Source organism: Pseudomonas shahriarae (assembly GCF_014268455.2).
Lineage (GTDB): Bacteria > Pseudomonadota > Gammaproteobacteria > Pseudomonadales > Pseudomonadaceae > Aquipseudomonas > Aquipseudomonas shahriarae.
The window spans coordinates 3001568-3017405 of record NZ_CP077085.1 but is presented as its reverse complement, the minus strand read 5'-3'; the positions used below and the strand labels follow the sequence as shown (position 1 = coordinate 3017405).

The following is a 15838-nucleotide window of genomic DNA, read 5'->3' as shown; positions in this document are numbered from 1 at the left end:
ATGATGAGTTGGATGTGGGCCAGCTTTCCGAGTGCAACTCAATGATCATTGCTAGGGAGCCATTTCTCGCAGCAACGCGGCTCGCGATGAAACGGCAACAGCCCCTAGAGCTGAAAGCGCGAGATGTTCTCTCGCAATGTCACGCTGGTGCGTGCCAATCCTTCGCTCTCCTGCTGAGCGCTGCGGAAGGCTGCAGCGGATTGCTCGGCGCTTTGGCTGACGGTCACGATGCCCCGGCTGATCTGCTCGGCAACGGTACTCTGCTGCTCGGCGGCAGCGGCGATTTGGTGGTTCATGCCGTTGATCCGCTCGATCATGGTGACGATCGTGCTTACCGCGTCACCGGCCTCGGAAACGCCGGACACCGACTGCGCACTGGAGTGCTTGCAGCGTTGCATATGCTGCGAGGTCTCATCGGCAATTTTCTGCAGACTGGCGATCAGCCCCTCAATCTCTGAGGTGGCCTTCTGGGTACGCTGTGCCAGGCTGCGCACCTCGTCGGCGACTACCGCGAAGCCGCGTCCGGCCTCGCCAGCACGGGCAGCCTCGATGGCAGCGTTGAGCGCCAGCAGGTTGGTCTGGTCGGCCACCGACTTGATCACTTCAAGCACGCCGCCGATATTGCCGGTTTCATTCTTCAGCCGACCCATGGCCATATTGGACTGTTCGATTGTCTCGGCCAGTTCGCCGATCATGTTCACGGCATCTTTGGCCTTCTGCTGGCTGTACAGAGCCGCGCTATCGGCCTCGCTGGCGGCACTGGCGGCGGATTCGGCATTGCGCGCGACATCCTGCACGGTGGCGGCCATTTGGTGAACGGCGGTGACGATCTGCTCGACCTCGCACTGTGCCACGGCCACGCTTTCGGCGTTTCTCAGGCTCGACTGGCTAAGCTCCTGGCTGGATTCGGCCACGGTCTGTGAGGACAGGTTTATGCCCTTGGTCATGTCCCGCAGGTTCTCCTGCATGCTCAGCAAGGCGGCCATGATGCTGGCTTGTGGTGGCTCAATCGTGCGCTCGCTAGCGCGCAAATCGCCCTGGGCAACCCGTTGGGCGAGCTGGTTGAGTTCACTCGGTTCGGCACCCAGCGCGCGCAGCAGGTTGCGGCTGATGACGTAGCCCAGTACCGCTGCTAGCAAGACGGCCAGCGCCGTAATGGCGAGCAGCAGGTTGCGTTGTGACAGATAGTTTGCGTCATTTTCGCTGACCTGCAGGTCTGCCTTCTGGTTGGTGTAGCGCAGGTATTCACCAATTGCCCGGGTCAGCTCGGCCAGCAATGGTGTGCACTGCTCGCTGACCATGCGCATGGCCTCATCGTTTTCACCCTTGAACAGGTGTTCGGCAATGGTGTGCGCTACCGGTTTGTAGCGGCTCTCGACCTGCTCGATGGTTGAGAACAGCTCACGTGATCTGGGCGACACATCATCATGGCTATCAATTGCCTGGCGTAGCGCGGCGAGGCTGCTGGCCACCGTTTGTTCGTTGAGGGCAATCGCGCCCCGCTGCTGTCCTCTCGCGGTGACATTGCTGTTCAAGGCGATGTTACGCAGGGCAATCGCGCGCTGGGCGGCGGCGTCGTTCAGTGTGTTGGCCAGGCGGGTACGTGCATCAACGCCGTTAACGTAGAGGAAAAAGTCCTTATTGCTGTTAGCCAGGGCGTACAGCGAGATGGCGGCGATCAGCAACATAAACGCGACCAGGCTGGCATAGCCGGCATAGAGACTGGTGCGTGTAGAGAGCCGGAGAGTGTGCGATGGCATGATGTACCTGCGGAATGAGAGGAGCAATTTAGGGACACCTGCAAGGGCTGTATTCGCCCCTGGTCCGCATCCTGCGCAGGTATTCTTTTGTTCATCGGCAACGAGTAGCGGCGTTGTTTCCTGGTCAGTGACACTTGTACAAGAAATTATTCCTGTACAACTCTTGTACAGATATATTTGGATGATGTCGTCATGACATCACTCAATCCCGATGAACGGTTAGTCGCCTCCGGTTTCTGACAGGCGCGATAAATAGAGGCCGGGCTGACTGTCGCCAACGTCAGCGATAGCTCGAAAGCGCTCCTTTCTCTGACAACATCGCCCTAGCCCGCGCTCAACCCCCACAACACATCCAGCACATGCTGCGTCGGCCGCTCGACGTCCCCACCACGGTGGGCAATACCGAGTTGACGCCACAATAAAGGCTGTAATGGCCGCATGACGATCCGGGTATCGGGCAATGGTGTGGAGGCTTCATGGGGCAACAACGTCGCGCCGTAACCGGCCGCCACCAGGCTTTTGATCGCATCGTTGTAGTTCAGTTGAATACGCGGCATGGGCTGGCATCCATCACTGGCGAACCACTCCGAGGTCAAGCGCGAAAGCCGAGTAGTGTTGTCATTCAGAATCAATGGCTGAGCGGCCAGCCAACCAGGGCTCACAACCTCCGGGCATTCCCAGCGTGCCGGCAAGAAGGCCATGACCGGGTCCCGCCGCCATGGTTCGATCCGCAATGCCTTCACCGGGGTCTGTGGCAGCGCGACCAGACCGATCTCCAAAGAGCCCTCGGCAAGCTTCTTCAAGGTTTCCTGCGACGTGAGCACCGCGACCTGCACATCAATAGCGGGATGGCGTTGGCTCAAGGTCTCCAACGCTTGCGGCAACAACTGCGCGATAGCCCCTGTGGAGGCACCCAGCCGCACACGCCCGGCCAAGCCCTGCACCTGACGCTCCACATCCTCAAGCGCCTGCTCAGCATCCGCCAACAGGCGCCGCGCGCGGTCCACCAGGGTTCCTCCTATCGCCGTAGGCTGCACGCGCCCACGCGTGCGCGACAACAGCTTGCCGCCAACCCGCGACTCCAGGTCGGCGATATGCAAACTCACCGTGGGGGGCGCCAGGTGTAGTGCACGGGCCGCCTCGGCAAACGAACCCAGGTCGGCAATGGCCACCAACGTGCGCAGACGGTCCAGGCTGATTTCGCGCATGATCACTCATCCTTCAGAAAAACTGAATCTCATCGTTTGGAAATTCAACTTTTCCTATCTTAACCCCGCGCTGAAGATTGGAACTCCTGATTTCCTATGTCCGAGAGCATTCCATGGCAAGCCCCCTTGTATTCATCGACGGCGACCAAGGCACCACCGGGTTGCAAATCCATCAACGTCTACGCGACCGGACCGATCTGCGGCTTATCACGCTCAGCCCCGAACACCGCAAGGACCCGCAACGTCGCGCCGAAATCATCAACGCCTGCGACATCGCGATTCTCTGCTTGCCCGACCAAGCCGCACGCGACGCCGTAGCGAGCATCGAAAACCCCGCCGTTCGGGTGATCGATGCGAGTTCGGCGCACCGCACTCATCCAGACTGGACCTATGGTTTTGCGGAGATGAACTCACAGCAGGCCCAGCACATCGCCCTGGCGCGGCGGGTCAGCAACCCCGGTTGCTATCCCACGGGAGCGATAGGGTTGCTGCGCCCATTGCTGGAGGCCGGGTTGCTGCCCAGGGACTTCCCGACGAACATTCATGCGGTGTCGGGCTATTCCGGAAAAGGCCGCGTCGGCGTGCAAGAGCATGAGGGAGAAGGCGCGTCACAGGCGCCGTCGTTTCAGGTTTATGGCCTGGGGCTGGCACACAAACATATTCCGGAAATTCAGCAGCAAAGCGGTCTGACGGAACGGCCGATGTTTGTGCCGGCCTATGGGGCTTTTCGTCAGGGGATCGTGCTGACCATACCGTTGCAACTTCGGTTGTTGGCGCCGGGCGTGGATGCGCTGCGGTTGCATGCGTGCCTTATGCAGCACTACATCGGTGCGGAGCATGTACAGGTGATGTCGATGCAAGAGTCTAAAGAGTTGACGCACCTTGATCCTCAGGCGCTTAACGGGACGGACAGATTGCGCTTGGTGGTGTGTGAAAATGATGAGACGGGGCAGGTTTTGTTGGCTGCGGTGTTTGACAATCTTGGGAAGGGAGCCGCTGGAGCGGCGGTGCAGAATCTGGACTTGATGGTTGCAGGAAGCCGTTTGCAATCCAGTCGGGCTTGGGGTTAAACGGTCGTCCACGGCAGGCAGCAATCGGCCAAACTCAGCCGTTCACTGTCTATTGCGGCCATTGCTCAAGCAATATCGAGACGAATTTTTCCGCCGCTGGCGAAAGTGATGATCCGCGGCGGTAGACCAAGCCCAAAGAGCGGTTCACAACCGGTTCGATCAACGGGACGCTGACCAAGGTGGGATGATCTTCCGCCGGCATGGACAGGCTCGGCATCGCCGAAACCCCCAGGCCGGCCTCCACCAGGCCCAGAGAAGTGGAGAGATGCTGCACTTCGTAGAACCATTGCGGCCGCCAACTCAACCCAGAAAGGGCATGATCGAGCAGCATGCGGTTCCCGCTCAGGCGCCCTACCCCAATAAGACGGTAATCGCTCAGTTCAGACCAAGTGACCGCACTGCGCCCAGCCAATTCATGATCGCGCCGGCACGCCAGTACAAAAGGTTCGCTGACCAATGGCACGAACTCAATGTCCGGATGCTGCCCACTCATCATGTTGATACCGAAGTCGGCCTCCCCCCGCAGTACCGCTTCAAGCCCCTCATTGGCACTCAAATCCAGCAGACGGATCCGGATTTTTGGGTAGCGCTCGTTGTACAGCCGAATGACTGAAGGCAAGAAATAGAATGCGGCAGTTGGGATACACGCCAGGGTTACCCGGCCAATCTGGCGCTCGGCCAGTTCACGGATATTGAGAATCGACTCATCGAAGTCATCCAGCAACCGACGCGCCTTTGGAAGAAAGTCGCGGCCGACGCTCGTGAGGCTGACCTTGCGTGTGGTGCGATCCAGTAAAGAGGTGCCCAACCCCTCCTCCAGTTTTTTTATCCGCCGACTGAGTGCAGGTTGAGACAGATGCAAGGCATCAGCTGCTTCGTGAAAACTGCCAAGTTCGGCAATTTTAACGAAAGATCGAATGTCGTTCAGCTCATAGTCCATGTCTTATCTCATCAGCAGCAGGCACCAGAAGAACACCCAGCGTAAATTTATCATTCGCAAAACGCAATAATCTCTTCAATCTTTGCATTTGATAGATTTTTTAAAGCTTGAGACTCTTGCCCCAAGAACATCAATTGCGTCGATTGATTAACAAGAGTCAGCATCATGCAAAGAATTCCCTGTGTGCTTATGCGCGGTGGCACCTCTAAAGGCCCGGTTTTTCTCGACTGGGACTTACCGGCAGCCATTGAGGCCCGTGACGAACTGCTGCTCAACCTGATGGGCTCCGGCCACGAGCTGGAGATCGACGGAATCGGCGGTGGCAGCCCGCAAACCAGCAAGGTGGCGATTGTCAGCCCTTCGCTGCACCCGGACGCAGACGTTGACTACCTGTTCGTTCAAGTGATGGTTTCGCAACGCCGGGTCGACAGCGCGCCCAACTGCGGCAACATGCTGTGCGCCGTCGGCCCGTTCGCCATCGAACAGGGCCTGGTCAAAGGCACACCGGGTCGCACTCGTGTGCGCATTCGCAACGTAAACACAGGGACTTTTATCAACGCCGACGTGTACACACCGGATGCCAAGGTCAGTTACGAGGGCGACACCGCCATCGATGGTGTGCCGGGTACGGCAGCGCCGGTGCAACTGACGTTCCTCGATGCGGCTGGCAGCAAGACCGGCAAACTTTTCCCTACCAGCAATAGGCAAGACGTGATCGACGGCATTGCAGTGACCTGCATCGATATGGCCATGCCCATGGTGCTGATCGAGGCCAGTCAACTGGGCAAGCGTGGCGATGAAAGCCCGGCAGAACTGGACGCCGATAAAGACTTCCTGCGGCGCCTTGAGTCATTGCGGCTTAAGGCAGGCCTGGCCATGGGCCTGGGTGATGTCAGCGACAAAGTGATTCCAAAGCCGGTGCTGGTCTCGCCCGCCAAAGCCGGCGGTACGATCCAGGTTCGCTATTTCATGCCACATAACTGCCACCGCGCCCTGGCCATTACCGGCTCGATTGGGTTGGCCACCGCATGCGTGATAGAGGGCAGCATCGTCGCGCAGATGCTCGGCGGGATCAGTACGCCGCGCCTTGAAGCGGTGCGTATCGAACATCCGAGCGGCGGGATTGATGTCGTATTGTCCTACACCGGCGTCAACGATGAGACAATTCAAGCGTCCGTCGTACGCACTGCGCGCAGGCTTTTCTCTGGTTATGTCTACGCCACAAACGCTCAACGCCTGGCCGGGTAATTCCGGTGGTCGTTGGCGCTTTTGCATCCGCACAATTCTAAAAATGGGTGATGCCATGAAAGTTGTTAAATCGCTCTACTTCCAGATTCTCTGCGCCGTGGTGCTGGGCATCATGGTTGGGCATTTCTGGGCTCAGCAGGCCATCGCGCTCAAACCACTGGGTGATGCGTTCATCAAGCTCATCAAAATGATGATTGCCCCCGTGGTGTTCTGCACCATCGTCACTGGCATCGCCGGGATGAGCGACAAACGCTCGCTCGGCCGCCTGCTCAGCAAAACCATGCTGCTGTTTTTCGGCCTCACGGTGATCAGCCTGGTGATCGGCCTGGTGGCGGTGTACGTGTTCCAGCCGGGTGCCGGCATGAACATCGATCCCAGCCAACTGAGCACCATGGGCCTGGCCCAGTACACGGAGTCGGCTGCGAAGCTTGGGGTTGTGGAGTTTTTCATGCACATCATCCCGGACACTTTTATCGGTGCCTTCAGTAAAGGGGAAGTGCTGCCGGTGCTGTTTATCGCGGTGTTGTCCGGCTTCGCCCTGTCATCCCTGGGCGAGCGTGGCAAGCCAGTACTCGACGTGCTCGAATCGGCTTCGCAGATGGTGTTCAAGATCTTCGCTTACCTGATGCGTTTTGCTCCGATCGGCGCCTTTGGCGCCTTGGCGTTCACCGTCGGCCAGTACGGCATCACTTCGCTGGGTTCGCTGGCGAAACTGATCATGACCTTGTACATCGCCTGCGGCTTCTTCGTGTTCGTCGTATTGGGCAGTATTTGCCGGGCCAACGGTTTCAGCCTGTGGAAACTGCTGCGCTACTTGCGCGAAGAGTTCCTGGTGGTACTCGGCACCTCTTCCACGGAACCCGTCATGCCGCGCATGTTGGAGAAACTCGAAGCACTGGGTTGCAAAAAAGGCATCGTGGGCCTGGTACTGCCCACAGGCTACTCGTTCAACTTGGACGGCACGGCCATCTACCTGTCATTGGCGGCGATTTTCATTGCCCAGGCCTGCAACATTGACCTGAGCTTTACGCAAATCATCACCATGCTGGCGATCATGCTGCTGTCCTCCAAAGGCGCGGCCGGCGTGACCGGCAGCGGGTTCGTGGCACTGGCCTCGACCCTGACGGTCATTCACGACATCCCGCTGGCCGGCCTGGCGTTACTGATCGGCGTTGACCGCTTCATGTCTGAAGCGCGGGCCCTGACCAGCCTGGCCAGTAACGCGGTCGCGACCGTGGTGATTTCGATGTCTGAAAATGCCTGCCACCGCGAAACGCTGACGCGGATGCTCGACGCAAAACCCGATGAGGCAACAGCCTGGGAAGACCTGAAGGTCGCCAAACGCGTCTAGCGCAAACCGCAAACACCTGACTTGACTGCCCCCCCTCCCCGCCAGGCGCCATTGTGCCACCCGGCGGGTCAGGGCTCGTGCGCCTCGGCGTCAGCCATTCTTACGATAACAACAAGAGAATCGTCCTATGCTCGCTTTCCTTGGCTTGGCCATGGTGGTCGTATTCACCTTCCTCATCATGACCAAGCGCTTGTCGCCGATCGTCGCGCTCACCGTGGTGCCTATAGTCTTCGCCGTGATTGGCGGTTTCGGCGGCACCACCGGCAAAATGATGCTCGACGGCCTGAAAATGGTTGCACCGTCTGCCGCGTTGCTGCTGTTTGCCATCCTGTTCTTTGGCCTGATGATCGACGCGGGGTTGTTCGACCCGCTGATCCGCAAGATCCTCAAACGCGTCAATGGCGACCCGATGAAAATCGCAGTGGGCACGGCCCTGCTGTCCTTGCTGGTCGCGCTCGACGGCGACGGCACCACCACCTACATGATTACCTGCGCGGCGATGTTGCCGCTGTATAAACGCATCGGCATGAACCCGATGATCCTGGCGACCATCTCCATGCTGTCGTTGAGCATCATGAGCGGCATGACCCCTTGGGGCGGCCCCGCGACACGGGCCATCGCCGCGCTGGGCCTGGATGCCGGGGAATACTTCGTGCCGTTGCTGCCGACCATGATCGGCGGCGCCATGTGGGTGGTCTTCTCCGCCTTCCTACTGGGGCGAGCCGAGCGCAAGCGTATCGGCAACGTGCAACTGCAAAGCGGTGGCGGCGATTGCTACATCAACGCGATTCTTGAGGACACCCCTCACAAGCGTCCGAAGCTGGCCTACGTCAACCTGGTGCTGGTGATTGCGGTGATGGTCGCCCTGGTCCTGGGCCTGATGCATTCGGCGATCCTGTTCCTGATCGGCTTTGTGCTCGCGCTGATGATCAACTATCCGCAATTGGACATTCAGAAAGAACGCATCCTGGCGCACTCGGGCAATGCCATGACGGTGGTGCTGCTGGTATTTGCCGCAGGGATCTTTGCCGGGATTTTTTCCGGCACCAAGATGGTCGACGCCCTGGCGCAGACCCTGGTCGACTGGATCCCACCCTCCTGGGGCCACCTGTTCCCGCTGGTGGTTGCAATCACCAGCATGCCGCTGACCTTCGTGCTGTCCAACGACGCCTACTACTTTGGCGTGGTACCGATCCTGGCCAATGCCGCCGCGGCATACGGCATCGACCCGGTGGAAATCGCGCGGGCCTCGATCCTCGGGCAACCGGTGCACCTGATGAGCCCGCTGGTCGCCTCGACCCTGCTGCTGGTGGGCATGGTCGACCGTGACATCGGCGACTTCCAGAAAGCCACCGTCAAATGGGCGGTGCTGACCTCCCTGGTCGTTACCGCCCTGGCATTGCTGACTGGGGCCATCAGCCTGTTTACCTGATTCATCTTCCTGCTGCCGTTCAACGCGCCTCGCTCACGGGGCGCGTGTTGCCTTGCACCCCGAATAACAACAACGAGACGTTTGCCATGAACCCTATGTATACCCGTCGGGCCCTTTTTTGCGCGTTCGGCCTGGTCCCCCTCGCCGGTGCCAATGCCGAAGGCTTTATTGACGACAGCAAACTCAAGCTGCAACTGCGCAATGTGTATTTCAACGAGAACTTTCGCGATGAGCACGGCATGAGCGCACGCGCCGCAAGAACGGCCAAAAGCGAGCGCACCGAGTGGGCCCAGGGATTCCTGCTGGACTACCAGTCCGGGTTCACCGCCGGCACCCTCGGCTTGGGCATGAATGCCCTGGGGCTCTATGGCATGAAGCTCGACTCAGGCCGCGGGCGCAGCGGCACGGGGCTGCTGCCGGTTCACGATGACGGCCGCGCAGCCGGTGAATTTGCCAGTGCCGGTGCCACCGTAAAAGCCAGGTTCGCCAAAACCATCGTCAAGTACGGCACCTTGCTGCCCAAGACGCCGGTGCTGATTTACAACGACGCACGCTTGCTGCCCCAGACCTACCAGGGCACCCAGGTCAGCAGCAACGACATCGAGAACCTGACCGTCACCGGTGGGCACCTGGACCGTTTCAAATTACGCGACTCCAGCGACAGCGTACCGATCGTGCCGGATGGCTACAGCGGCGAAAAATCAGGGGATTTCAACTACGCCGGTGCTGAATACAAATGGGGCAAGAACACCCGGCTGAGCTATTTCTACGGTGAACTGGAAAACTTTTACCGACAGAATTTCGCCGGCATCCAGCACGACCTGCCGTTGGCCGGAGGCGTGCTGACCGGCGACCTGCGTTACTTCAACAGCGTTGATGGCGGCTCGGCCTACGCCGGCAAAATCGACAATGACATGCTCAGCGGCCAATTGTCCTACGCGATCGCAGGCCATACGTTCGGCGGCGGCTACCAGACCCTGCGCGGCGATGCCGGTTTGCCCTACATCAGCGGCGCCACCGTGTACTCGTTCAGCAACGCCGGTATCGGCAAGTTCATCGAGGAAGATGAGAACACCTGGATGCTCAACTACGGCTACAACTTCGCCGCCGCTGGCGTGCCGGGCCTGACCTTCTCCACGCGCTACCTGAGCGGCAATGACGGCAAGTCCACGAGCACGGTCAAGGAATGGGAGCGTGACGCCGAGCTGGCCTATGTTGTGCAAACCGGCACGTTCAAGGGCCTGGGCATGCGCATGCGCAACTACGTCTACCGCTCCGAGTTCTCCCGGGGCCGTGACAGCAACCGCCTCTACCTCACCTACGACATCGCACTCTGGTAGGTCGTTGGGCATTCGTCTTTGCCAAAAACGGAGCTTCCCGACCGGCCACAAGCATTTTGTCGCCTGTGGCTGCGGAAACCGTCGTAGTTACGGTGCTACGTCAGCGCCGGACAGCTGGGTGATCAGTGCCACCGTAAGGTAAAGCCTCGGAGCAATGCTCGACAGCTCGATGTATTCGTCATCGGCGTGCAATCCGGCACCGACGACACCCATCGTCTCCAGCACAGCCGGTTTCGCGCTCCCTGGCATGTATGCGTAGCCCGCATCGGTGCCAAAGCGCATGGCGATAGGCTCAATGTTGCGGCCTATTTTTTTGTAAAGCGCTTGTGCGGCTTTCGCCAGTTGTTCGGAGCCCGGATTCTTGGCCAGCGGTGGGCGACCCTTTTCCAGGCGCAATGTCACTTCAGTGCCATCGATGAGTTTATTCGCAGCGATGCGTTGGGCGTCGGCGAGTACGCGGTCAGTTTCACTCAGATCGGCGTAACGCATATCTGCCTCGGCCGAGGCGCTGGAAGGAATGATGTTGCGTTTCTCTCCACCTTTTATCAACGTCCAGTTGACCGTGGTGCCTTTGGCCGGATCGCCAAGGTCCTTGAGTTGCAACATCTGGTGCGCGAGTTCCATGGCCGCGTTGTGCCCGGCTTCAGGGGCAGAACCAGCATGCGAAGACTTGCCCTTCACGTCGAGAAACACGCCGTTTATGCCGTTGGTAGCGACGGTTACCGCGTCCCTGTCCGGTGGCTCGTACGAGAACACATAGTCCTGCTGACGAGCGAGCTCGGCGATGATTTTTTTCGAACCCGCAGAGCCGGTTTCTTCATCGGGATTGAACAGCACTGTTAGGGTACCGAAATCCTTGAACTTCTGGTCCTGCAGTATCTGCAATGAATGCAGAATCATCGCGACGCCACCTTTGGCGTCAGCAACACCGGGACCATAGGCGCGCTCGCCGTCGAGCTTGAATGGGCGTTTCGCCGCTGTACCTGGCCCGAACACCGTGTCGTAGTGGACCATCAGCAGAAAGTTCTTGCTGCCAGTGCCTTTGAGCGTGCCCACGATGTTATCGCCCGCAGAGGGGGTCGCAGGTGTCGTGGTGACTTCAGCACCCAACCCCTTGAGCCGCTCAACTAACATCGCGCTGACGGTTTTCAGGCCGAGCCCATGGCCGGTTCCGGTATCAATGTCCACCAGCTCTTTGACGGTGGCAAGATAGGATTTTTGTTCGGCCTCGGCTTTTTTCAGCAACTGGGGGGCCAAATCCGTAGCGAACGCGGTACAGGATAAGAATGAACACGCGAGCGCGGCGGCGATGGATGAACGTCGGATAAGCATGCTGTCTCCTTCAGATCATTGCTAATTGAAGCCCCATCTTTACCCCATAAATTTCGTCAACGCCACCTATCGCTGCGGGCGTTCACGCAGGCAATGCTGGTTACCAGCAATATAGTTTGTCTATGAATGCCAACACAGAATTGACCCACCTCCCTATCGGTACTAATCCATTAAGGGCAATGGTTTTCGAGGCGGCAGACCGGGTCAGCAATATTTCGGCAACTGGGTCAATTCGACTTCGGTGCCAACACGAAGTCGACTTTTTCAACAGAATCGGCCAAGAGCCGACAATGCTCCAGCCGGTCTCACCCCTTGCTCAGATCAACCAACGGCGTCTGCCGCACCTCAGTCTCCCGCCCATCCTGAATCTCGCTCACCCGCTTCAAGGCCTTATCCACCGCCACCTTATCCGCCAACAAGCTGTAGCTGATGCGGAACTGCTTGTGTTCCTTGGGCCCAATTGTCGGTACCAGGTTCAGTGGCCGCTGATAACGGCGGTTGTAGGAAAAACTTGTCCCCGGCTCCAGCCCCGTGACATAGCCCTGGCCTTGGGTATCGGTGTTTTTCCACAGGGAAAACACGGGCAGTGTCTGGGTGTTGAAGCCGACCGAAACGCCCAGGCTGCCGGCCTTGTTGTGCAACACGGTCAACGTGTCGCCCTTGGCATCGGCATACGGCACCACGTTGTAAACCGTTTCGTCGTAGTCCCTGGTCGGTGCGCGGTAGGTTTGCCAGTCGGGCAGATCGCCCTTGGCCTTGTCGTTGAACGGCGACACCTGTTTCACCGGCGCGGCAAAACGGGCGCCCTGCTCCAGGAACGGGGTGCTGAAGTTGCTGTGATACAGCGCCTGGTATTCCTTCGGATAGTCGCCGTTGTTAGTCAGGGTGTCGTTGAGGGTGAACACGACGCTGCCGGGTTCGGTGACCAGTTCGGTCGCGACCGAGAAATCGACCTTCTTGAACGCCTGCTCTTTCAGTTCGCCACGTAGGGTGATGGCGTACGGTGGTTTTTCATCGATATGCAGGGTGACTTTGTTCGCAGGAATGTTGGCGGCCCGACCGTGCAGGGTCAGCAGTTCGCCGTTGTCGATGCCTGGGTGGCCGACCCATTCGAATCCGCAGCGGGTGACCAGCTCATTGAAACCTTCCAACCAGCCCAGACCACCGCGGCCATTGAGCTCGATGAAGGACGGATTGACCACTTCCTTGACCGGCGAATCCCAGCCCATGCGCACATTGCCCACCGAGGCCTGCAAGACGTTCATTCCGCGAGTCGGCACTACCGAGAGTTTCAGCGTGCCGTTATCGATTTCGACGATGCTGACGCCCTCCTGCCGACCGCCGTGCAGGGTGCGCAGGGTAACGCTGAAGGGTTTGTCGGTTTTTAGTCCGAGTTGCTGACTGGTGATCTGCCAGTTCTGGGCAGCTTTGTCGGTGTCGAGCAGAACGTAATCCCAAGCCATGGCGTGGGAGGCAGCGGACAGTGCGCTGAGGGCAACAAAGAGTTTGAGCGGGGTCATGGCGGCAGCCTTTCTTGGAGTTGTGCCATTTTTATAAACTTGATGAAACGCTTCAGCAAGCTAAAAATCGACCCAACGCCGACGAAGTTGGCAATGCAGCGGCCAGTGCAGTTTGAGATCACTGAGCAAACACGGTCAGCTCTCGTGGCCTGCATACCGCAGCCCCTCTACCCACTCTTCAATACACTCGTATCGGCAAAGGCTGGGTGAAGGCCATAGGCCTTGATATAGATCTGTCCCCTTTTTCTTTTTTGCGGCGTTGTGAAAACGTCTGCTCAGGCCTGGCTGATATCCAGCAATCGAGGCATGGCAATCGCCAGATAATCCTGCGTATCGAGCACCATCGACGCATCCAGCCGCCCCGCGTTGAAGGCTATTTCAGCGTAGCCTGTGGTCAAGGCCGGATCGACGATCAATTGAATTCGCTCATCGAAGACAAAAGGAGGGATGGCGCCGATCCGGCACCCGGTCAGTTCCATGGCGGTTTCGGCCTTCACCAGCTCGGCTTTTTTGCCGCCCAGGGCCGCTCCGACTTTCTTCATGTCCAGCTTCTGGTCGCCCGGCAGTATCACCAGTGCATAGGGTCCGGCCTGCCCCTTGAGGGAGCAAAGCATGGCCTTCGCGCCCTGGCCGGGCTCGGTGCCACGGATTTCGGCGACGCGCGCCGACTGGCCCTCGGCATCGTGCATCAACACCCGGTAGGAGGCTGAGCGGGCATCGAGTAGTGCCACGAGGCGATCGAACATGGGATGCATGGAGTTTTCCTCTGGTTTACAGGAGCAGGTCGTAGGACAGTTTGCTGATCAGAATCACCAGCAACACCAGGAATAGAGCCCGGACAAAGGGCACGCCTTTATGAACCGCCAGCCAGGTGCCAGTGAGCGCGCCCAGAATGTTGAATGCCGCCATGGGGATTGCGATCAGGTAGAGCACGTTACCCGTCGGAATGAAGAACATCAGTGCCGCTACGTTGGTCGCGATGTTCACTAGCTTGGCCGATGCCGAGGCATGAAGAAAGTCGAAGGCGAAGCAGCGGATGAACAGGAAGATCAGGAAGCTGCCAGTACCGGGGCCGAACAGACCATCGTAGAAACCGATGGCACCGCCGATGACGATCGCCAGCAGTTTTTCCTTGGTACCGATACGCATGGGTTTGTGCAGGGCGCCGAAATCTTTTTTCCAGAAGGTGTAGATCGCCATCAGTACAATCAACACCAGCACCGCCGGCCGGATCATCGACTGGGGTACGAACGACACCGTGGCGGCTCCGAAGAAGGCCATGACAAAAGCCGCGCAGGCCGCGGGGATCACAAGACCCCAGTCAATCACCACCTTACGCACGAAGGACCGAGCCGCGAATGCCGTGCCGCAGGCGGCCGCAACCTTGTTGGTACCCAGCAGCGCCGCCGGTTGAGCGCTGGGTAGCACGTTGAACAGCGCGGGAATCTGGATCAGTCCGCCGCCGCCCACCGCCGCATCGATCAGGCCGGCGGCGAAGGCGAACACGCAAAGGATGACAATATCGACCATGAAATCAGGCTCTGACTATGTAGGGTTGATGAGGGTCCAGCGGCACCACGCGTGCCGGATCATTGACCCCGAAGACACGTAACATCCAGCGATCACGGCCGTCGTAACGGGGTGTAAAACCATCCCGGGCATGCAGGGTTTGCTGGTTTTTGAAGATCAGCATGTCCCCTGGTTGCAGCAGTATGTGGTGCACGACATCGGGATGATTGGCAGCGGCGGCGAACAGCTGGAGGGCAAACTGCGCATTGGCGCAGGTCGTTTCGACACTCGCTTTGTTGTAGCGGCAATACAGGCCATCGTTTGCGCTTCTGTACAGCAAGGGGACGTTTTCCAGCACATTCCCCTGTTTGCCGAAGGAGGCCGGTCGGCGAACGGTGAAGTTCGGTCGTGACAATTCTTCTTCGACGCAGGCCGGGAGAATGGCCAGCACCTCGTCAATTGCGACGATGCGCGTCGGCACGTCGAGCTCGCAGCGCAGGCCGGTCAGGGACAGGTACTCCGGACAGGCCGACAACTGCGAGACGGGTTCGCAGGTCAAAGGCAAGTGAGGGTTGTCGACATGCATGTCCAGATCCGCGCGCGAGCCATAGGAACTCTTTTCGGTCTCTCGCTTATGCTTGGGCGATACGTGACGGAACACTGTGTCGTTGCTCTCACCGTCGTACGCCAGCGGATGGGTTTGCAGAGTTTGCAGCACGGACAAAATAGCCCCGGCCAGCGTCGGCACGTTCTCGATACCCGGCTCCAGGTCATAGGGCGTGGCGGGCAGTTGCGGGTCCAGCGGCAGCCCCCTGATGATCATCGCCACCTCAGGGGCCTGTGGAAAATTGCGCAGCTGCTGGATTTTCTCGGTGCACAGGACACTTTCCAGCAACAACCCCAGGACCGGCATGTGGCGGATACCCGAGGCGCTATCGGTCACGTCCAGCGATGCCAGACCGGCCTGAAGTGTGCGTTGTTCTTCGAGCGACAGATGAATTTGCGGTATCTCCCGTCGGGTCGACGTCACTGAATTTTGTTCCTGCCATTCATGAATTACTTCATCAACACCCGCTGCGGCTTTCCCGATTACTTCTTCCAGCTTCGACACGTCCTTGCGCTCCTGTT

13 protein-coding genes are annotated in these 15838 nt (G+C 58.9%); 5 read left to right on the top strand and 8 right to left on the bottom strand.

Annotated elements, in window-relative coordinates; translation table 11 throughout:
• Window positions 1-104: 104 nt before the first annotated feature.
• Window positions 105-1760 carry a methyl-accepting chemotaxis protein gene (locus tag HU773_RS13485; RefSeq protein ID WP_186625712.1) on the bottom strand — a complete coding sequence of 552 codons (1656 nt, stop codon included), beginning with the start codon at window positions 1758-1760 and terminating at the stop codon, window positions 105-107.
• A gap of 323 nt (window positions 1761-2083) precedes the next feature.
• Window positions 2084-2968 carry a LysR family transcriptional regulator gene (locus HU773_RS13480; RefSeq protein ID WP_186625710.1) on the bottom strand — a complete coding sequence of 295 codons (885 nt, stop codon included), beginning with the start codon at window positions 2966-2968 and terminating at the stop codon, window positions 2084-2086.
• Window positions 2969-3081: 113 nt separating this feature from the next.
• Between HU773_RS13480 and argC the strand changes: the two genes are divergently transcribed.
• On the top strand, window positions 3082-4038 hold the full coding sequence (gene argC / locus HU773_RS13475; RefSeq protein WP_128593696.1) for an N-acetyl-gamma-glutamyl-phosphate reductase: 957 nt from the start codon (window positions 3082-3084) through the stop codon (window positions 4036-4038).
• Between the two features lie 49 nt (window positions 4039-4087).
• Here the strand turns inward: argC and HU773_RS13470 are convergent, their stop codons facing one another.
• Window positions 4088-4978 (bottom strand): LysR family transcriptional regulator, encoded by an 891-nt coding sequence (locus HU773_RS13470; protein ID WP_057438424.1) that lies wholly within the window; start codon window positions 4976-4978, stop codon window positions 4088-4090.
• 165 nt (window positions 4979-5143) lie between these two features.
• On the opposite strand from HU773_RS13470, the gene HU773_RS13465 reads away from it, so the two are divergent.
• From HU773_RS13465 to HU773_RS13450, 4 genes are all read left to right on the top strand, one after another.
• The gene (locus HU773_RS13465; RefSeq protein WP_186625709.1) at window positions 5144-6226 is read left to right on the top strand and encodes a 4-oxalomesaconate tautomerase; all 1083 of its coding nucleotides are present in this window, start codon (window positions 5144-5146) and stop codon (window positions 6224-6226) included.
• Window positions 6227-6269: 43 nt separating this feature from the next.
• Window positions 6270-7577 (top strand): dicarboxylate/amino acid:cation symporter, encoded by a 1308-nt coding sequence (locus tag HU773_RS13460; protein WP_186625761.1) that lies wholly within the window; start codon window positions 6270-6272, stop codon window positions 7575-7577.
• A gap of 127 nt (window positions 7578-7704) precedes the next feature.
• Window positions 7705-9009, top strand: a complete 1305-nt coding sequence (locus HU773_RS13455; protein ID WP_186625708.1) for a CitMHS family transporter — start codon at window positions 7705-7707, stop codon at window positions 9007-9009.
• Window positions 9010-9095: 86 nt separating this feature from the next.
• On the top strand, window positions 9096-10349 hold the full coding sequence (locus HU773_RS13450; RefSeq protein ID WP_169990103.1) for an OprD family porin: 1254 nt from the start codon (window positions 9096-9098) through the stop codon (window positions 10347-10349).
• Between the two features lie 87 nt (window positions 10350-10436).
• Here HU773_RS13450 and HU773_RS13445 read toward each other — a convergent pair whose 3' ends face one another.
• From HU773_RS13445 to HU773_RS13425, 5 genes are all read right to left on the bottom strand, one after another.
• Window positions 10437-11681 carry a M20/M25/M40 family metallo-hydrolase gene (locus tag HU773_RS13445; RefSeq protein WP_186625707.1) on the bottom strand — a complete coding sequence of 415 codons (1245 nt, stop codon included), beginning with the start codon at window positions 11679-11681 and terminating at the stop codon, window positions 10437-10439.
• A gap of 305 nt (window positions 11682-11986) precedes the next feature.
• Complete coding sequence (locus HU773_RS13440; RefSeq protein ID WP_128593674.1) at window positions 11987-13201, bottom strand: aldose 1-epimerase family protein; 1215 nt, start codon at window positions 13199-13201, stop codon at window positions 11987-11989.
• Window positions 13202-13476: 275 nt separating this feature from the next.
• Window positions 13477-13956: a YbaK/prolyl-tRNA synthetase associated domain-containing protein gene (locus HU773_RS13435; RefSeq protein WP_016964635.1), complete on the bottom strand. Its 480-nt coding sequence runs from the start codon at window positions 13954-13956 to the stop codon at window positions 13477-13479.
• Between the two features lie 16 nt (window positions 13957-13972).
• The gene (locus tag HU773_RS13430) at window positions 13973-14731 is read right to left on the bottom strand and encodes a sulfite exporter TauE/SafE family protein (RefSeq protein WP_032859412.1); all 759 of its coding nucleotides are present in this window, start codon (window positions 14729-14731) and stop codon (window positions 13973-13975) included.
• 4 nt (window positions 14732-14735) lie between these two features.
• Complete coding sequence (locus HU773_RS13425; RefSeq protein ID WP_057959720.1) at window positions 14736-15821, bottom strand: TauD/TfdA family dioxygenase; 1086 nt, start codon at window positions 15819-15821, stop codon at window positions 14736-14738.
• Window positions 15822-15838 lie beyond the last annotated feature (17 nt).